The organism is Hymenobacter actinosclerus, from assembly GCF_900111515.1.
GTDB classification, from domain to species: Bacteria; Bacteroidota; Bacteroidia; order Cytophagales; family Hymenobacteraceae; genus Hymenobacter; species Hymenobacter actinosclerus.
In genome coordinates this window covers 1,415,898-1,432,876 of record NZ_FOHS01000001.1, presented here as the reverse complement: position 1 = coordinate 1,432,876, position 16,979 = coordinate 1,415,898, and the positions used below count along the sequence as shown (strand labels likewise).

At 60.1% G+C, this 16,979-nt stretch carries 12 protein-coding genes; 3 read left to right on the top strand and 9 right to left on the bottom strand.

Features of this window, described 5'->3' with window-relative positions:
- Positions 1-85: 85 nt before the first annotated feature.
- The 8 genes from trpA to BMY67_RS06125 form a co-directional block, all read right to left on the bottom strand.
- Complete coding sequence (gene trpA, locus BMY67_RS06160; RefSeq protein ID WP_092769421.1) at positions 86-862, bottom strand: tryptophan synthase subunit alpha; 777 nt, start codon at positions 860-862, stop codon at positions 86-88.
- A 105-nt stretch (positions 863-967) separates the two neighbouring features.
- Complete coding sequence (trpB, locus tag BMY67_RS06155; RefSeq protein ID WP_092769419.1) at positions 968-2,161, bottom strand: tryptophan synthase subunit beta; 1,194 nt, start codon at positions 2,159-2,161, stop codon at positions 968-970.
- A gap of 119 nt (positions 2,162-2,280) precedes the next feature.
- Positions 2,281-2,922, bottom strand: coding sequence for a phosphoribosylanthranilate isomerase (locus tag BMY67_RS06150; protein WP_092769654.1), 642 nt, complete (start codon positions 2,920-2,922; stop codon positions 2,281-2,283).
- A gap of 64 nt (positions 2,923-2,986) precedes the next feature.
- A complete protein-coding gene (trpC, locus tag BMY67_RS06145; RefSeq protein ID WP_092769417.1) occupies positions 2,987-3,772 on the bottom strand; it encodes an indole-3-glycerol phosphate synthase TrpC in 786 nt (261 codons plus the stop codon).
- 132 nt (positions 3,773-3,904) lie between these two features.
- Complete coding sequence (gene trpD, locus BMY67_RS06140; protein WP_092769415.1) at positions 3,905-4,894, bottom strand: anthranilate phosphoribosyltransferase; 990 nt, start codon at positions 4,892-4,894, stop codon at positions 3,905-3,907.
- A 151-nt stretch (positions 4,895-5,045) separates the two neighbouring features.
- Positions 5,046-5,612 carry an anthranilate synthase component II gene (locus BMY67_RS06135; RefSeq protein ID WP_092769413.1) on the bottom strand — a complete coding sequence of 189 codons (567 nt, stop codon included), beginning with the start codon at positions 5,610-5,612 and terminating at the stop codon, positions 5,046-5,048.
- Positions 5,613-5,707: 95 nt separating this feature from the next.
- A complete protein-coding gene (locus BMY67_RS06130; RefSeq protein ID WP_092769411.1) occupies positions 5,708-7,123 on the bottom strand; it encodes an anthranilate synthase component I family protein in 1,416 nt (471 codons plus the stop codon).
- 356 nt (positions 7,124-7,479) lie between these two features.
- Complete coding sequence (locus BMY67_RS06125; RefSeq protein WP_092769409.1) at positions 7,480-8,910, bottom strand: alpha/beta hydrolase-fold protein; 1,431 nt, start codon at positions 8,908-8,910, stop codon at positions 7,480-7,482.
- A gap of 955 nt (positions 8,911-9,865) precedes the next feature.
- Between BMY67_RS06125 and BMY67_RS06120 the strand changes: the two genes are divergently transcribed.
- The 3 genes from BMY67_RS06120 to BMY67_RS06110 all read left to right on the top strand — a co-directional run bounded on the left by BMY67_RS06120 (position 9,866) and on the right by BMY67_RS06110 (position 15,459).
- The gene (locus BMY67_RS06120; protein WP_092769407.1) at positions 9,866-12,886 is read left to right on the top strand and encodes a SusC/RagA family TonB-linked outer membrane protein; all 3,021 of its coding nucleotides are present in this window, start codon (positions 9,866-9,868) and stop codon (positions 12,884-12,886) included.
- Positions 12,887-12,897: 11 nt separating this feature from the next.
- Positions 12,898-14,547, top strand: coding sequence for a RagB/SusD family nutrient uptake outer membrane protein (locus BMY67_RS06115; protein ID WP_092769405.1), 1,650 nt, complete (start codon positions 12,898-12,900; stop codon positions 14,545-14,547).
- Between the two features lie 84 nt (positions 14,548-14,631).
- Positions 14,632-15,459 carry a SusE domain-containing protein gene (locus BMY67_RS06110; RefSeq protein ID WP_092769403.1) on the top strand — a complete coding sequence of 276 codons (828 nt, stop codon included), beginning with the start codon at positions 14,632-14,634 and terminating at the stop codon, positions 15,457-15,459.
- A 208-nt stretch (positions 15,460-15,667) separates the two neighbouring features.
- Here BMY67_RS06110 and BMY67_RS06105 read toward each other — a convergent pair whose 3' ends face one another.
- Positions 15,668-16,759: a T9SS type A sorting domain-containing protein gene (locus BMY67_RS06105; protein ID WP_092769400.1), complete on the bottom strand. Its 1,092-nt coding sequence runs from the start codon at positions 16,757-16,759 to the stop codon at positions 15,668-15,670.
- Positions 16,760-16,979: the final 220 nt, after the last annotated feature.

Sequence of the window (16,979 nt, the reverse complement as noted above, 5' to 3'; positions counted from 1 at the left end):
AGAGGCGCGCAGAGGGTTTCGCAGAGGTTCGCTGAGCTGTTCTGCGAACCTCTGCGAAACCCTCTGCGCGCCTCTGCGGGAAATGTTACTGAACGATAGAAGAAACAAAAGCGGCGGCGGCGGCCGGGGCATCCTCGGCGCCTTCCAGGGCCCGAATCAGGGCCGAGCCGATGATGGCACCCTCGGCGTGCTGGCAAGCCTGCTCGAACGACTGTTTATCCGAAATGCCGAAGCCCACGAGGCGCGGGTTGCGCAGGTTCATGGCCTCAATCCGCTCGAAATAGGCTTCCTGCACGCCCTTGGCCTGAGTGTTGGCCCCGCCCGTGGTGCCGGGGCCCGACACGAGGTAAAGAAACGAATCGGTCAGCTCGTCGATGCGGCGAATGCGTTCGGGGGCGGTTTGGGGCGTGATGAGGAACACCGGCCGCAGGTTGTGGCTCCGGAAGATGTCCTGGTACTCGGCCACGTAATCGTCCAGCGGCAGGTCGGGCAGGATTACCCCATCGACGCCGGCGCCGGCAGCTTCACGGCAGAAGTTTTCCACCCCGAACTGCATCACCGGGTTCAGGTAGCCCATGAGCAGAATGGGCGTGTCCGGCACCTGCTCGCGCACGCCTTGCAGCTGCCCGAACAGTACCCGCATGTTCATGCCGTTATGCAGGGCCACGGTGCTGCTGGCCTGAATCACCGGGCCGTCGGCCAGCGGGTCGGAAAACGGCATCCCGATTTCGATGAGGTCGGCGCCGGCTTCGGCGAGGGCCTTGAGAATGGGCACCGTGCTTTCAAGCTGCGGGTAGCCGGCCGTGAAGTAGATGTTGAGCAGTTTTTTATCCTGCTGGAAGGCGTTCTGGATTCGGTTCATGGGTTGAGCTGAATGGCATCCTGAGCTTGCGAAGGACCTATACAGAGGCTGTTATCTGATGTTGGCTTCTGTATAGGTCCTTCGCAAGCTCAGGATGACAGGCGTTTACATCAGGTCCTGCTGGATGTAGGTTTCCAGGTCTTTGTCGCCGCGGCCCGAGAGGTTCACGACCACCACATCGTCGGGGCCGGCGCCGAGCTGGTCGAGCACGGCCAGCGCGTGGGCGGTTTCCAGGGCCGGGATGATGCCTTCGAGGCGGCTGCACTCCACCACGGCTTTCAGCGCGTCATCATCCGTGACGCTGATGAAGCGGGCCCGTTTGGAATCGGCCAAAAAGGCGTGCAGCGGCCCGATGCCGGGGTAGTCGAGGCCGGCCGAGAGCGAGTAGGGCTCGGTTATCTGGCCATCCTCATCTTGCATGAGCAGCGTGCGCGAGCCGTGAATAATGCCCGGCTTGCCCAGTACCGACGTCGCCGCCGAGTGGCCCGAATGCACGCCGTGCCCGGCCGCTTCCACGGCCACCAGCTGCACCTCGGGGTCTTCCAGAAAATGGTAGAACGCGCCGGCCGCGTTCGAGCCGCCACCCACGCAGGCCACCACGTACTGCGGCAGCTCGGAGCCGGTTTGTTCGAGCAGCTGCTTGCGCATCTCCTCGCTGATAACGGCCTGGAGGCGGGCCACCAGATCGGGGTACGGGTGCGGGCCGACCACTGAGCCGATGATGTAGTGGGTGTCGACGGGGTTGGAAATCCAGTCGCGGATGGCCTCGTTGGTGGCGTCTTTCAGGGTTTTGCTGCCGCTGCTGGCGGGCCGCACTTCGGCGCCCAGCAGGCGCATGCGGTACACGTTGGGCTTCTGGCGCTCCATGTCAACTTCGCCCATGTACACGATGCACTCCATGCCCATCAGGGCGCACACGGTGGCCGTGGCCACGCCGTGCTGGCCGGCGCCGGTTTCGGCAATGATGCGGGTTTTACCCAGCCGCCGGGCCAGCAGAATCTGGCCCACCGTATTGTTGACCTTGTGGGCGCCAGTGTGGCAGAGGTCTTCGCGCTTTAAAAACACGCGGGTATTGTAGCGCGCCGACAGCCGCTTAGCCTCGAACAGCGGCGTGGGCCGGCCCACGTAGTCGCGCAGCAGCTGCTGGTACTCCTGCTGAAACGCCGGGTCGGCCAGAATAGTCAGGTATTGCTGGCGCAGCTCCTCCACGTTGGGATAGAGCATTTCGGGGATGAACGCGCCGCCAAACTGGCCGTAGTAGCCGCGCTCGGTGGGTTGCTGGTAGGTGGGAACAGTCATTTTTAGGAGCTGGTAGCTTTTAGCTGGTGGCTGATAGCTTTTCGTTGAGGAAACGATGTTCTGATGGAGCGTAAACAGGAAACAACTGGGGGCGGCAAACGGACCGGAACCGGTAGAAATCAGCCCTGCAATTCGGTGAAAAACTCGCGCAGCCGGTCCGCATCTTTCAGGGCGGGCGCGATTTCGAAGCCGCTGTTTACATCGAGCCCGTAGAGGCCCGGCAGGTCCAGCCGGGCCAGCTCGGCGGCCATGCCCGGGCCGATGCCGCCGGCCAGCAGGTAAGGCACCGGCAGGTTGTAGCGGCGCAGCAGCTCCCAGCTAAAGCGGGTGCCGTTGCCGCCCGGCTGGGGTCCGGCCGCATCGAACAGGAAGTAGTCGCAGAACGGCACGTAGGGCTCCAGGGCCGCGAAATCTACCGCGTCGGCCACCGCAAAGGCCTTGATGACGCCCACGTCGTTGGCGCGGAGCGCGGCGCACTGGGCGGGTGGCTCGGCACCGTGCAGCTGCACCAGATCGAGGCCGTAGCGCCGCACCTGCTGCATAATTTCGGCCACGCTCTGATCAACGAACACGCCCACTTTGCGCACGCCCGCGGGCAGGCTCCGCAGCAGCTCGCCGCTCAGCTCCTCGCCCACGAACCGTTTCGATTTCGGCGTGAAGATAAACCCCAGAAAGTCGGGCTCCAGGCCCGCTACTTCCAGGATATTTTCGGCCTGCCGCAGGCCGCAGACTTTCAGGCGAAGATGGGTGGCATTTGGCATACGCAGGGAGTTTGCAAAGCCAAACGGCGAAGCGGGCGCGATGTTCATAGTTCCGGCCATACCCCTACAGCTGCTGCACTAGCGCGGCGCAGGCCTGCTCGGGCCGGGCGTGGCGCATAAAGGCCTCCCCCATCAGAAAGCCCCGATAGCCCACCTCGCGCAGGTTTTTAATGTCAGCGGCCGAGTTCAGGCCGCTTTCCGTCACCTTCACGTACTCGTCGGGAATCTGGCGGGCCAACTCGCCCGAGGTGTCGAGGCTCACGGCGAAATCGTGCAGGTTACGGTTGTTCACGCCCACCAGGCTCACGGCGTCGGGATGCAGCGTGTCGGTCAGCTCGGCTTCGTTGTGGATTTCGAGCAGCACTTCCATTCCCAGGCTTTTGGCCAGCCGGCCCAGGCGCAGCACCTGCTCACCGCTCAGCACGGCCGCAATCAGCAGCACGGCATCGGCCCCGATGCTTTTGGCCTCGATTATCTGGTACTCCTCCACCACGAAATCCTTGCGCAGAATGGGGCAGAAATTGTAGCGCCGGGCCGTGGTCAGGTCCTCGTTTTTCCCGCCGAAAAACTCGGTATCCGTGAGCACCGACAGGGCCGAGGCCCCCGCCTGCATGTAGCCCAGCGTGGTGCGCTCGACCGGCGCGTAGGCGTTAATCACGCCTTTGCTGGGCGACTTGCGCTTGAACTCGGCAATGATGCCGCTCAAGTCGTCGCGCAGCAGGTAGTGGCGCAAACTCAGCGGCCTGGCCTCCATGTACAGGCTCTGCTCCAGCTTCTTGAGCGGCACCAGACTCTGGCGCTCGGCCACTTCGCGGCGCTTATGGGCAATTATTTTATCGAGGATGGTCATGTTGGGAAGCTGCAAGCCGCAAGCTACAAGCTGCAAGTCTTGGCTGATTGAGGGGTAGTGAGAATTGAAAGAATGTGGAGGTAAGTCCATGCGGGCTTTTCAAACTTGCCGCTTGAGGCTTGCAGCTTGCAGCTAAGCCGAAACTAACAGCTTCAAAGCCTGACGCGCCCGGCCCGAATCCAGGGATTCGCGGGCGGCGGCCAGGGCTTCGGCGAAGCTGAATTCGGGCTCGCGGCAGCTAATGGCCAGGGCGGCATTGGCCGTTACCACGTCGCGCTGGGGGCGGGTGGCGCGGCCTTCGAGCACGTCAATAAACAGGCGGGCCGACTCGGCGGCGGTGCGGCCGCCGGCCAGCTCGGCGGGGCGGGTGGCGGGCAGGCCCAGGTCGGCGGCGGTGGCCAGCCGCTCGCCGGCGGGCGTGGCCAGCTTGGCTGCTCCGGTCAGCGAGAGTTCGTCGTAGCCGTCGAGGGCGTGCACCACGGTGTAGCGGGCATCGGTTTGCTGGAGCAGGTAGTGGTAGAGGCGCAGCAGCTCCAGGCTGAACGTGCCGGCCACTTGGAACTTCGGTCGCACCGGGTTCACGAGCGGCCCCAGAATATTAAAGAACGTGCGCACGCCCAGCTCGCGGCGCACCGGCCCGGCGTGGCGCATGGCCGGGTGGAAGGCCGGCGCGTGCAGCACGCAAATGCCGGCCCGCTCCAGCTGCCGCTTCAACTGGTCATTGTCGGCCGCCAGGTTCACGCCCAGCTCGCGCAGTACATCCGACGAGCCGCACACCGACGACACGCCGATATTGCCGTGCTTGGTGACCTGGTAGCCCGCCCCCGCCACCACGAAACAGGCCAGCGTGCTGATGTTGAGCGTGTCCTTGCCGTCGCCGCCGGTACCCACGATGTCGATGGTGTCGCGCGTGCCCAGCTCCGGGTCGCGGCTGAGGCTCAGCAGCGCGTCGCGGAAGCCGGCCAGCTCGGGCACCGAAATCGGCCGCATCCGGTACACGCTCATGAAAGCGGCCATTTCGGCGGCGTTGGCTTCGCCCTGCCCGATGCGCAGCATGGCCTCGTGGGCCTCGGCGTGCGTGAGCAGCTGCTGGTCGAAAAGTTGAGCAAGAATATGCCTCATAATCACTGATTCGCGCTGATTGTATTGATTTCGCTGATTTTTTCCTCCTGTCATCCTGAGCTTGCGAAGGACCTTATCACGTCTGAATGAGTCGTGGCTATGTGACAAGGTCCTTCGCAAGCTCAGGATGACAGTTATTCTACCCGACAAATCACTTCAGCCAGTTGGCCAGCATCTGGGGGCCGTGTTCGGTGAGGATGGACTCGGGGTGGAACTGCACGCCGCGCACGTCGTACTCGCGGTGGCGAAAGGCCAGTACCTGGCCGTGCTCATCCACGGCCGTTACTTCCAGCGCGGCCGGCACCGACTCGGGCCGCACGCTCCAGGAGTGGTAGCGGCCCACTTTAAAAGTCTGCGGCAGCTCGTCGAACAGGCGGTCGGGAACCGTCAGACGGGCCTCAGTAGCGAGGCCGTGCAGCACCTGGGGCATGTTGTACAGCTCGCCGCCGAAGCTTTCGGCCAGGCCCTGGTGGCCCAGGCACACACCCAGCACCCGCTTGGTAGGCGCGTAACGCCGGATTATTTCGGGCATCAGCCCGGCACCGGCGGGCAGCCCCGGTCCGGGCGACAGCAGCACCGCGTCGTAATCCTCCACCTCATCCAACGTCAGCTGGTCGTTGCGAATCACGCGCACGTTGTCGCGGTGGCCCAGCTCGCGCAGCACCTGCACGAGGTTGTAGGTGAAGGAATCGTAGTTGTCGAGAACGAGAATGTTCATTAGTTGTCAGTTGTTGGTTGTCAGTTGTTAGATTATTAGCTGAGATGAGGCGACGGAAGTGCCTGACAACTGACAACCAACAACTGATAGCCCATTTATACCTGCTCGGCCTCAGCCAGCGCCTTGCGCAGGGCGGCCAGTTTGTGGTGAACTTCCTGGAGTTCGGAATGGGTGTCGGAGGCGGCTACCACGCCCGCGCCGGCCTGGAAATAGAGGCGGCCGCCGGTGCTCAGGAAGGAGCGAATCATGATGGCGTGGTTGAAGTCGCCGTTGAAGCCCAGGTGGCCAATGGCGCCGCCGTAGTAGCCGCGGGCGGTGGGTTCGAGCTGGTCAATCAGCTGCATGGCGCGGTGCTTGGGCGCCCCCGAGAGCGTACCGGCTGGGAAGGTATCGGCCACCACCTGCAGCGAGTTGGTGCCCTCGGCGAGTTGGGCCCGCACTTCGCTTACCAGGTGAATAACGTGCGAGTAGAACTGAATTTCGCGGAAGGTTTTCACCTCCACCGCGTCGCCGTGGCGGGCCAGGTCGTTGCGGGCCAGGTCCACCAGCATCACGTGCTCGGCGTTTTCCTTGGGGTCGTCGGCCAGCTGCCGGGCCAGCTCGGCATCCCGCAGGTCGTTGCCGGTGCGCCGGAACGTACCGGCAATCGGGAACAAACTGGCCTCGCGGCCCTGAATGCGCACCTGGGCCTCGGGCGAGGAGCCGAAAATCTTGAAGGCCCCGTAATCAAAGTAAAACAGGTAGGGCGAGGGGTTGATGGAGCGCAGGGCCCGGTACACGTTGAACTCGTCGCCCGAAAAGCCCTGCTCGAAGCGCCGGGAAAGCACAATCTGAAACACGTCGCCCAAATGGCAGTGCCGCTGACCGGTGGCCAGCACTTCCAGGAACTGCTCGTCGGTTTGGTTGGTCTGCTCCGGCCCCTCGGTTTTGAACTTGAAATCGGGCAGCGAGGGGTTGCGAATCAGATTGATGAGCCGCGTCAGGCCGTCCTCGTCCACCTCCTCCCCTGCCAGCGTGTGCTCGAACACGTACAGCTCGTTGCGGAAATGGTTGATGGCAATAACGTGCCGGTACGTACCGTAGAGCATATCCGGAATGCTACCGGCGGGCTGCTTTTCGGGGTTGAGCGTGAGGTCTTCAAAGGCCTGCACCGCCTCGTAGCCCAGGTAGCCGAATAGCCCGCCGGTAATAAAGTCGTGGCCCGTGTCCTCGGTCTGGAAAGCGGCGGTAAACTCCTGGAGCCGCCCCAGCGCCTGGCGCGGCGCGGCCAGCGTTTCGGTTTCCACCACGTCGCCGGGCAGGCGCAGCGTGAGCTCGCGGCCCCGCAGCTCGAAGCGCGCCAGCGGGTCGAAAGCGAGGTAGCTGAAGGCGTTTTGCTGGCCGTGGTAGTCGGAGCTTTCGAGCAGCAGGCAGTTGTCGTACCGGTCGCGCAGGCGCAGGTAGAGGCCCACCGGCGTGACGGTATCGGCCAGAATGCGCTGGAAACGGGTGGTGAGAGCGTAGGATTGCATGGGCGGGCTGGTTGCGGTGAGCAGAGGAAAAGCCAGCGCCGGGCACAAAAAAACCCGGCGGGCGGCCGGGTTACATCTGGAGCGGTTGCGAAGAAGCAGGTTCGAGTCTAACGCACGCACAGGTTGTCCCGTCCGGAATTTCCGTAGGGCCACCACCAGGCTTGCATCATCATCGAAACAGTCATTGCCAAAACAGGATTTGGGGCGTTGAACATTGCAAAGCTACCAACGGTTGGCGCCGCCGCAAGTAAAAGCCCGAATTTTTTCAGTTGATAGCGTTCAGTTGTTAGCTGTCAGTGACAAGAACGTCATTCTGAGTAGAGCGATGAATGACGTTCTTGTCACTGGTAACTCAGCTACTCCTTCACCAGCGCCTGCCGGCCCTGGAGTGCGCCGGCCGTCAGGTGCAACTGATACACGCCGGCGGCCAACTCGCTCACATCAAGCACCGCTCCCGATTTCAGCTTCTCGCGGCGTACTATCCGGCCTTGCACATCCACAATTTCCAGCCGGGCGCTGCCCCGCACTTCGGCGGGCAGCAGCAGCGTGAGGCGGTTACGGGTTGGGTTGGGGTAGGCGCTGAATGCCAGCCCAGCCATAGGTTTACTGTTGCTGGTCACCACGGCCGGTTGGATCAGCCACTGGTAGGCTGCCGCAAACTCGCGCTTCCAGAACCATTCGGCGTGCTGGCCGTCGGGCACTGCACGGTAGCTTAGGTTGGCGGCCGGCACGCCAGCTTTGGCTAGCGAATCGTGCACGGCGCGCATCAGCGGGGCCATGGTGGCGCTTTCGGTGGCGCCGGCCACGAAGTAGAATCGGGTATCGGGCCGCGGCGGGTGCTGGCGGAGGTAGGTGAACAGCGGCTGCTCGGCAAACCAGAAAGCCGGCGAGAACACGCCCACCCGGCCGTAAACCAGCGGGTATTTCAGGGCCGCGTAGGTCGAAATCAGTCCGCCCATGCTGCTGCCGGCCACGCCCGTAAACTCGCGGCCCGTGAGGGTGCGGTAGTTGGCGTCGATATAGGGCTTAAGCGTCTGGACCATGAAATCGACATACTTATCGCCCTGCCCGCCGCCGTATTGCGGGTTATTCCAGGGCGACAGCTCGTTCAGGCGCTCGGAGCCGCCGTTGTCTACCGCTACCACAATGCTGCCGGTGGCATCGAGGCCCTGGGCCTGCAGCTGGCTCAGGGTTTCATCCACGCCCCACTCGCCCGAAAAGCTGGTGCAGGCATCGAATACGTTCTGGCCGTCGTGCATATAGAGCACGGGGTAGCGCTTGCCGGGAGCCATGGCGTAGTCGTTGGGCAAATACACCCAGATGCGGCGGGTACGGCCCAGCTGCGGCATGGCGAAGGTTTCGCTGATAACGCGCACATTGGGCTGCAGGGCGGTGCTCTGGCAGGTTACTGGTCCCGTACCGCTCAGATCCTTCCAGCCGGCTACCGTCAGGTTGAGCGTTACCGGCGCGCCGCTCAACGTCTGGCGCCGGTTGGCTACATCCTGGCCTGCTGCATCAGTTTCGACGCTGGCCCAGGAGCCGCGGGTGAATTTGAACTCTACCGGACCGGTAAGTGAGGCGGGCAAGAGGAGTTCGTAGGAGCCATCGGGCTGCCGGACCAGCGCGTAGGCCGGGCTGCCGGGCGTCCAGCCGTTGAACGAGCCGGCCAGGTACAGCTTATCGGCGGCGGGCGTGGCAGCCGGCACGGCGGTTACGCGCACAGTGGTCTGGGCCATTGCTGAGAAGGCCGATAGCAGCATCACCATGAAAAGTAGCGGACGGAACATAACCCAAACGGCTAGATAGAAGAACAGACAAGCTGCAAACTACGCCCGAATCTGCTCATCGAGCGAAGCAGTGTACGCCCCGGAAGTACGAAGGCCTGGCACCCGGTTTCAGGGCATTTTAGCAACCTGCATTTTTCCGGGAATTTCGGCTGAGCGCACACCATTACAATGGTACCAAGGCAGGTGAGTAAGCTCTCACCATTACTCGTTGGCTTAACCCACTGGCAGCTTCTTGGGCACTGCCAGGCGCCAGTAGCTGAACGGGTACAAACGACTGGGTTATGTGCAAATAAAAGGAATGAAAATCAGGCTCCCAGCCAGGACACTATTACCACCCTATTGACTTAAACTTTTCCTCCATTTGCCATACAGTCGCATTCACACCCTTCGAATAGCCTCTCACCTATAGCCAAAATGGCTTCGATTTATCAATTCAGCATCGTTACCCTGTATGAATTACACTAAATAGCCGCTTTTTTTGCGTATTCCGACTTCTTTGAGCCTTTATTCACCAATTCAAAAGCCCACTGAATCGGCTTCAGGCAATAGAGTATTAGTTTTTACCACCAATTTGGTCGACTGTAACCCCGGATGCACCTTTCTGAACAAGCTGATTCATGGCACTTTCGCAGGCAACCGGGCTGATTTGCAGGTCGATTCCAGGGAGCAGGCGGCGTGTTTCAGGCACAGTCGTCTCGTTGCTTAAGGAGGCGGATGCCTCATAATGCAATTATAACTAAACCGTTTTGGGTACTTCGGAGCTTAGTTTTATGCTCAGGTGAGGCTTACCTTGCGCTGTTTCTGCGCCTTTCGGCAGTCCTGTATCCAACCTGTAGCAGCTTGGCAACGCATAGCAACATCTGCTTCTGTCGCTGGTTGATAACTGGCCGCCGTCCGCAAATTCCCACTCCGCATGAGAGCGGAAAATCCATCTCAACCCCCTAATATTTTTCCCATGAAAAACCCTTATCTGGCGAAAATGGTGCTGCCGCTCCTGTGCGCGGGCGCGGGCATCAGCAGTGCTTACGCGCAAGGAATTGGTACGGTTAGCGGCCGGGTGCTCGACGAGAAGGGCCAGGGCCTGCCCGGCGTAACGGTGCTGCTTGAGGGCACTTCCCTGGGCGGCTCGACCAATGGTGATGGCACGTTCCTGATTCAGAACGCTCCGGCCGGGCCACAGACGCTGATTATTTCGTTTGTGAGCTTCACCACCCAGCGCCAGACCATTAACGTAACGGCGGGCCAGAACACGGCGGTACCTACCCTAACGCTGTCGGAAAACACCACCCTGCTCAATGAGGCAGTGGTAGTGGGTTACGGCACCCAGCGTAAGCAGGACGTAACCGGCGCCGTAACGGCCATCACGGAAAAGGATTTTGTAAAGGGCCAGGTAACCAACCCCGAGCAACTGGTGCAGGGCAAGATTGCCGGCGTCAGCATCACGACAGTTGGCGGAGCTCCGGGCGCGGCCGCTACCGTGCGCATCCGGGGTAACTCCTCGCTCAATGCCAACAACGACCCGTTGTACGTTATCGACGGGGTGCCCGTAGATAAGGACGGTATTTCGGGTGCCAGCAACCCGCTCACGCTCATCAACCCCAACGACATTGAGTCGGTAACGGTACTCAAGGATGCCTCGTCTACCGCCATTTATGGCAACCGGGCCTCCAATGGCGTTATTCTGGTAACGACGAAGAAGGGATTATCAGGCGAGAAACTGACCGTAAACCTGTCGTCGCAGACTTCCGTATCGCAGCGCTTTAAGGAGTACGACGTACTGAACGCCGGCGAGTTGCGCGACATTGTGAATGCCAATGGCTCGGCCCGGCAGATAGCTGCCCTGGGCACGGCCAACACCAACTGGCAGAAGGAAATTTTCCGTACGGCCGCCACCTACGACAACAACATCAGCCTGACCGGCTCGGTGGGCAAGCTGCCCTTCCGGGTTTCTTACGGCAATCTGTATCAGGATGGTATCGTCATCACCAACAACCTGAAGCGCAATTCCGGCTCCATCAGCCTCTCGCCGGTACTGCTCAACGACCGGTTGAAAGTGAATGTAAATGCGAAGGGCACGCGGGTTGATAACCGCTTCATCGACGACGGCCAGGTAGGCAGCGCCGTACTCTTCGATCCTACGCAGCCCGTATTCGGCACCGGCGACCAGTATGGCCTTTACGGGGGGTATTTTCAGTTCCTGCAGCCCAACGGTACGCCCCTGGGTCTGGCTCCCGGCAACCCGGTAGCCTCGCTGCGCAACACCAACAACGTGAGCACCGTCGACCGCTTCATCGGTAACGTGCAGCTCGACTATAGCCTGCCGATGGTGGAGGGCCTGCGGGCTAACCTCAACCTGGGCACCGATGTGTCGAAGGGCGAGGGAGCCACCACCAACCAGCCCACCGACTTCGGCAACTTCAACGCCAAGGAGTTGGGCACCCCTGGCCTGAATGGCCGCTACAAGCAGTTCAACCAGCGCAAGAATATGCAGCTGCTGGAGGCCTACTTGGCCTACGGCAAGCAGTTCGGCGGCACCCGCTTCGATATCCAGGGCGGCTACTCGTACCAGAGCTTCGTTAATAAAGGCGACAACTTCCTGGCTTACCGTTTCGACCAGAATACGCTCTTCAACCCTGAAGACAAGCTGACCGTGCCGGGCTATTACTCCAAGCTGGTGTTGCTTTCGTACTTCAGCCGGGCTACGCTTAACGTGAAGGACCGCTACCTGCTGACGGCCACCGTCCGGAACGATAACACGTCGCGCTTTGCTCCCGGCAACCGTAGCGGCTGGTTCCCGGCCGTGGGGCTGGGCTGGCGCCTGAAGGGCGAGGATTTCCTGGCCAACAACAACACCATCTCGGAGCTGAAGCTGCGCGCCAGTTATGGCCGCACCGGCCAGCAGGATATTGGAGGCGTGTACGACTACCTGCCCCGCTACGTGCTCGGCGATGCAGCCGCCCAGTACCAGCTCGGTGGCCAGGGCATTGTTACTTACCGCTCATCGGGCTACAACCGCGACCTGCGCTGGGAGAATACAACCACTTGGAACGTGGGCCTAGACTACGGCTTCCTCGACAACCGCATCTCGGGTGCCATCGAGGTGTACGAGCGTAAATCCACCGACCTGCTGGCCAACGTAAATGTAGCGGCCGGTGGTAACCTCACCAACCGGCTCAACGCCAATGTAGGCTCGCTGCGTAACCGCGGTGTTGAGTTCCTGATCAATGGGGCAGCAGTTCGCTCGCAGGACTGGAACGTGGACCTGAACTTCAACCTGGCCTACAACAAGAACGAAATCACGAGCCTCGGCCCGCAAACGGAGGGCTTCACCGGCTACCAGGTAGGCGGCATTCCGGGCGGCACGGGCAACACCATTCAGATTCAGACTGTTGGTTTCCCTTCGAACTCCTTCTATGCTCAGCAGCAGGTATACGATGCTAACGGCCGGCCATTGCAGGGCGTGTTCGTAGACATCGACGGCAATGGTATGGTAACGCCCAATGCCACCGACTTTTACCGCTATAAGCAGTCTGCGCCGCGCCTGACCCTGGGCTTCACGCCGTCGGTTAGCTACCGGAAGGTGAGCCTGAGCACGCTCTTCCGCGGCAACGTAGGCAACTACGTGTACAACGGTGTGGCTGCCAACCTGGCCAACTTCGCCAACGCCAAGGGCTCCACGGGCTTCGTGCAGAACATTCCGCGCGATATTTACAACACCGGTTTTACCAGCCAGCAACTGCTGTCGGACTACTACCTGCAGAACGCCTCCTTCCTGCGTTGCGAAAACATTACCCTCGGTTACAATGTGGGTAAGTTGTTCAACGACAAGGCGAACCTTCGCCTGAGTGCAGCAGTTCAGAATGCGTTCCTGATTACGAAGTACGACGGCATCGACCCGGAAATTGCGAGCGGTATCGACAACAATTTCTACCCCCGGGCCCGCACGTTCACATTCGGTCTTAACCTCGGCATCTAATTTTCCCACCCATGCAAAAATCTATCATTCGCGGGCTGCTCATGGCTTCGGCCGGTCTGGCCCTGGCAGCGGGTAGCACCTCCTGCACCAAAGACCTGGACCAGGAGCCCCGCTTCGAGCTGACGCCTGATAAAGTGTATGCCAACGCGCAGGGCTACCGCCAAGTATTGGCCAAGCTTTACGCCGGCTTTGCCACTACCGGCCAGCAGGGCCCCGCTGGTAAAGAAGATATTGGGGGTATCGATGAAGGAACTTCCGACTACATCCGCCAGTACTGGAGCGCGCAGGAACTCTCCACTGATGAGGCTGTAGTAGCCTGGAACGACCCCGGCGTGCAGGACTGGCACAACATGAACTGGTCGGCAGCCAACTCCCTCACGCGGGGACTTTACAGCCGCATTTTTTACGAAGTATCCATTTGCAACGAATTCCTTCGGGAGTCAACCGACGACAAGTTGGGTAAGCGCCTGAGTGCCGATGAAGCGGCTACAGTGCGCAAGTACCGGGCGGAGGCCCGTTTCCTGCGGGCCGTGGCCTACATGCACGCCATGGACCTGTACGGCAACGGCCCATTCGTTACCGAAAGCGACCCGGTAGGCTTTTTCCAGCCGCCCTACTACACCCGCAGCCAGTACTTCACCTTCGTGGAAAAGGAGCTGATGGAACTGGGCGAAGACGCCAACTTTGCTGATGCCCGCACAAACGAGTACGGCCGCGTAGACAAGGCGGCGGCCTGGGGCATGCTGGCCCGTCTCTACCTCAACGCCCAGGTTTACACGGGTACCGCCCGCTACAACGACGCCGCCATTCAGGCCAAGCGCGTAATCGATGCCGGCTACAAGCTCACCGAGGCCGCACCCGGCAAGGTAGCCTCTGCCTACGGCAGCGTGTTTCTGGGCGACAACAACACGTCGGCGGCCCGCAATGAAGTGATCTGGCCAGTCGTATTCGATGTAAACACGACTCAGAGCTACGGCGGCACCACTTTCCTGGTCAACGGCTCGACCGGCTCGTCGGCGGCCTGGCAGCGCAAGGTGGGCCAGACCACCGGCTGGCAGGGCCTGCGCACTACCAGCGCCTTCTTCAAGCTGTTCCCCGACACCGCACTCGACCGTCGCGGCCGCTTCTGGACCGAAGGCCAGACGTTGCAAATCAACGATCTGGGCCAGTTCAACCAAGGGCTGGGCGTGCTCAAATTCCGCAACGTCAACTCCAAAGGCGATGCACTGGGCGGCTCGCAGAACTTCTCAAGCGTCGACTTCCCCATGATTCGGGTGGCCGAGATGATGCTTATTTACGCTGAGGCTGTTACCCGTGGTGGTGCCGGCGACGCCAACCTGGCCTTGGGCTACGTCAACCAGATTCGTCGCCGGGCGTTCGGACTGCCCACCAGCACGCCCAGCGCCGTAGCCGACGTTACGAGCCAAGTACTGAAGGAGCCTACTTTCCTGCTCGATGAGCGCGGCCGGGAACTTCACTGGGAAGGTCATCGTCGCACCGACCTTATCCGGTACGGCCGCTTTACAACCAACGCTTACCTGTGGCCCTGGAAAGGTGGGGTAGCATCGGGCCGGGCCGTGGAAGATTTCCGCCGCCTGTACCCGATTCCGGCGGCCGATCTGGCGGTCAATCAGAACCTGAAACAGAACGAGGGCTATTAATAGCCGAACCATTTAGGAGCCGGCTTTTGTATGTAAGAGCCGGCTTCTAAATGGTCATTTTCTCACCGTTTTCTCCATTTCCTCATGAGCTCTTTAATTACCCGCTTGTCTTTGGGGTGGTTGGCCCTGGCCGGTCTGACCCTGACGATGACGTCTTGTGAAAAAGACGAGACCAAGGTCACGCTCAAGATGAGCACTACCCCGCAGCTGACTGCTTCGGCTACCACTGCCAGCCTGGCTCCTGCTACTGCCAACGCAACAGCCGTTACGTACACGGCCTCGGCGGGCGACTACGGTTTTCCGGCTGGCGTGAAATACGTGTTGCAACTGGCCCCGGCTGGTACCAACTTTGCCAACGCCCAGGAGTTCCCGCTCGGGGCTGATTTGAAGAAGACCTTTACCGGAGCGGAGCTGAATGGCGTGTACAACGCCATCGACTGCAACATTTCGACTCCCAAGCCCACGCCCCTCGATGTTCGCCTGAAGGCTACGATCAGTGAGAGCGTAGACCCCGTTTACTCCAACGCACTGGCCATCCAGGCCTCCCCTTACCAGGCCCAGACTGCTCCGGCCGATACCTGGGCCATTATTGGCTCGGCCACGCCTAAAGGCTGGGACGCTGATACGCCTCTGAATTACGATTTCTGCACCCGTACCTACAAGGCCGTGGTGAAGCTGACTACTGCTGCCGGTTCCAACGAGTTCAAGTTCCGCTCGAACGGTGCCTGGACAGTTAACCTTGGCGACGGTGGCGCAGGTGATGCCTCCAAGCCAGAAGGCCGCCAGCTAGCTTACAACGCAGAGCCAACGCCTAATCCGCCGAACCTCTCGCTGACGGAAGCCGGCACCTACGAGGTGACGCTTAACTTGAACTCCAAGCCCAAGCCTACTTTCACACTGATAAAAAAGTAGTCGGCTGAGTATCTTTTTCGTTTACAAAGAGCCGTTCCATCAACTGGAACGGCTTTTTTGTGCCAGTAAGTTGGCAGGTATTATCGATTCACACTCACCTTACGAAGCGCGTGAGGAAAAAAAGAGCCTTCTGCTGGCAGCAGAAGGCTCTTTTTTTTAGCGGTAATCAAAAATCTCAGCCGACAGATTTTGCTGAAGATGAATCTGCCTACTGCACAATCAGCTTCTGGCTGGTGTTCTGGTCACCCACCTGCAGCTTCACGAAGTAGGCACCCGAAGCCAGGTCGCCGAAGGAATACTCCTGCACACCGCTCTGACGGCCCGAAGCAACCGAGCGTACCCGCTGGCCGAGAGCGTTAAATACGTTCACGCTTACTTCCTGCTGGCCGGATACCACGTAGGATACTTTAGCCTGACCTGCCGTGGGGTTAGGGTACACGCCAAACTTGAGGGCTCTGGCTACGGCCGACTGGCTGGCAGTTACAACGGCCGCGTAGTTGATGAACTGAACACCGGGCAGCGTGGCAAAATTGGGGTCGAGGGCGAAGTTGCCTTCTTTATTGGTCCCGATTGGCAACGTTTGCGGGGCTGTATTGCCCGTTACCTCCGGAATTACATCGGACGAGAAGTAGCCGCCATCACCATTGTTCTGGGCAGCAAACAGCTGAATAACTGCTCCACTGGTAATACCCAGGTCTGCTTTATCCAGTTCAATCTCCCAGCCCTCGATGCCCGTGTGGGCCGTAAGAGTATTTTTGTTCAGGAAGGCCATCCGGGTTTTGGCAAGGCCGCCGGTAACACCTGCCGTAACGGTAATAGCGGTTCCATCGATAGGCAGGTCGCCCGTCAGTTGGTCTTTCGCTTTGCCAGCCGTAACACTGGTATAGTCGATAATGCTGGTAGCCGAATTGGTCGCTCCGGCTTTTGCCCCGAAAGCGTAGTCAACCTCCATTTCCATGGTGGGGGCGGCCTTCTCGAAGGAGGTGCCGGTGAGGCTGCTGGTGGGGAGCTTGGTGCCGGAAGCCACCCCCGTTTTGTTGGGCAGGTTCATATAAATCTGAAGCGAGTTGCCACTCGTTTCCACCGCTCCAACCAATGCAATATATACTTTGGTGGCAGTGGTTTTGGCGTACAATGCCGCCAGGCCATGGTCGCCAAAGCCGCGAACGGCGCTCTTATACTCACCGATTTTAACGTAGCCTTCAGCCGGCTGCACTTTGCCGTCGAGGGTTTGGGCCTGGGCCGAGAAAACACCGGCCGTCAGCAGCCCGAGGGCCGCGAGAGTAAACTGTTTTTTCATAAAAATGAAGAAGAAAATGGGTGAAATGAAAGTGATGAAAGACAGAGAGTAAGCCGTTACTCACTCGCCTTTCTCTCCTAAAATTACTACTTTATATTACAATATAAAGTTATTTCCAATCAAAATTTTTACTTCATTAGCCTCTGTCAATCAGTCACTTAATCACAGTCAAAATTTTCTATTGCCTTTTACTGCTTTAAGAGTTTGGCAGCTGGCATAA

Coding starts and splice junctions, on each gene's coding strand:
- trpB (WP_092769419.1), bottom strand. CDS start 2,161: ATGACTGTTCCCACCTACCAGCAACCCACCGAGCGCGGCTACTACGGC.
- BMY67_RS06120 (WP_092769407.1), top strand. CDS start 9,866: ATGAAAAACCCTTATCTGGCGAAAATGGTGCTGCCGCTCCTGTGCGCG.
- trpC (WP_092769417.1), bottom strand. CDS start 3,772: ATGACCATCCTCGATAAAATAATTGCCCATAAGCGCCGCGAAGTGGCC.
- BMY67_RS06105 (WP_092769400.1), bottom strand. CDS start 16,759: ATGAAAAAACAGTTTACTCTCGCGGCCCTCGGGCTGCTGACGGCCGGT.
- BMY67_RS06130 (WP_092769411.1), bottom strand. CDS start 7,123: ATGCAATCCTACGCTCTCACCACCCGTTTCCAGCGCATTCTGGCCGAT.
- trpD (WP_092769415.1), bottom strand. CDS start 4,894: ATGAGGCATATTCTTGCTCAACTTTTCGACCAGCAGCTGCTCACGCAC.
- BMY67_RS06135 (WP_092769413.1), bottom strand. CDS start 5,612: ATGAACATTCTCGTTCTCGACAACTACGATTCCTTCACCTACAACCTC.
- BMY67_RS06150 (WP_092769654.1), bottom strand. CDS start 2,922: ATGCCAAATGCCACCCATCTTCGCCTGAAAGTCTGCGGCCTGCGGCAG.
- trpA (WP_092769421.1), bottom strand. CDS start 862: ATGAACCGAATCCAGAACGCCTTCCAGCAGGATAAAAAACTGCTCAAC.
- BMY67_RS06110 (WP_092769403.1), top strand. CDS start 14,632: ATGAGCTCTTTAATTACCCGCTTGTCTTTGGGGTGGTTGGCCCTGGCC.
- BMY67_RS06115 (WP_092769405.1), top strand. CDS start 12,898: ATGCAAAAATCTATCATTCGCGGGCTGCTCATGGCTTCGGCCGGTCTG.
- BMY67_RS06125 (WP_092769409.1), bottom strand. CDS start 8,910: ATGTTCCGTCCGCTACTTTTCATGGTGATGCTGCTATCGGCCTTCTCA.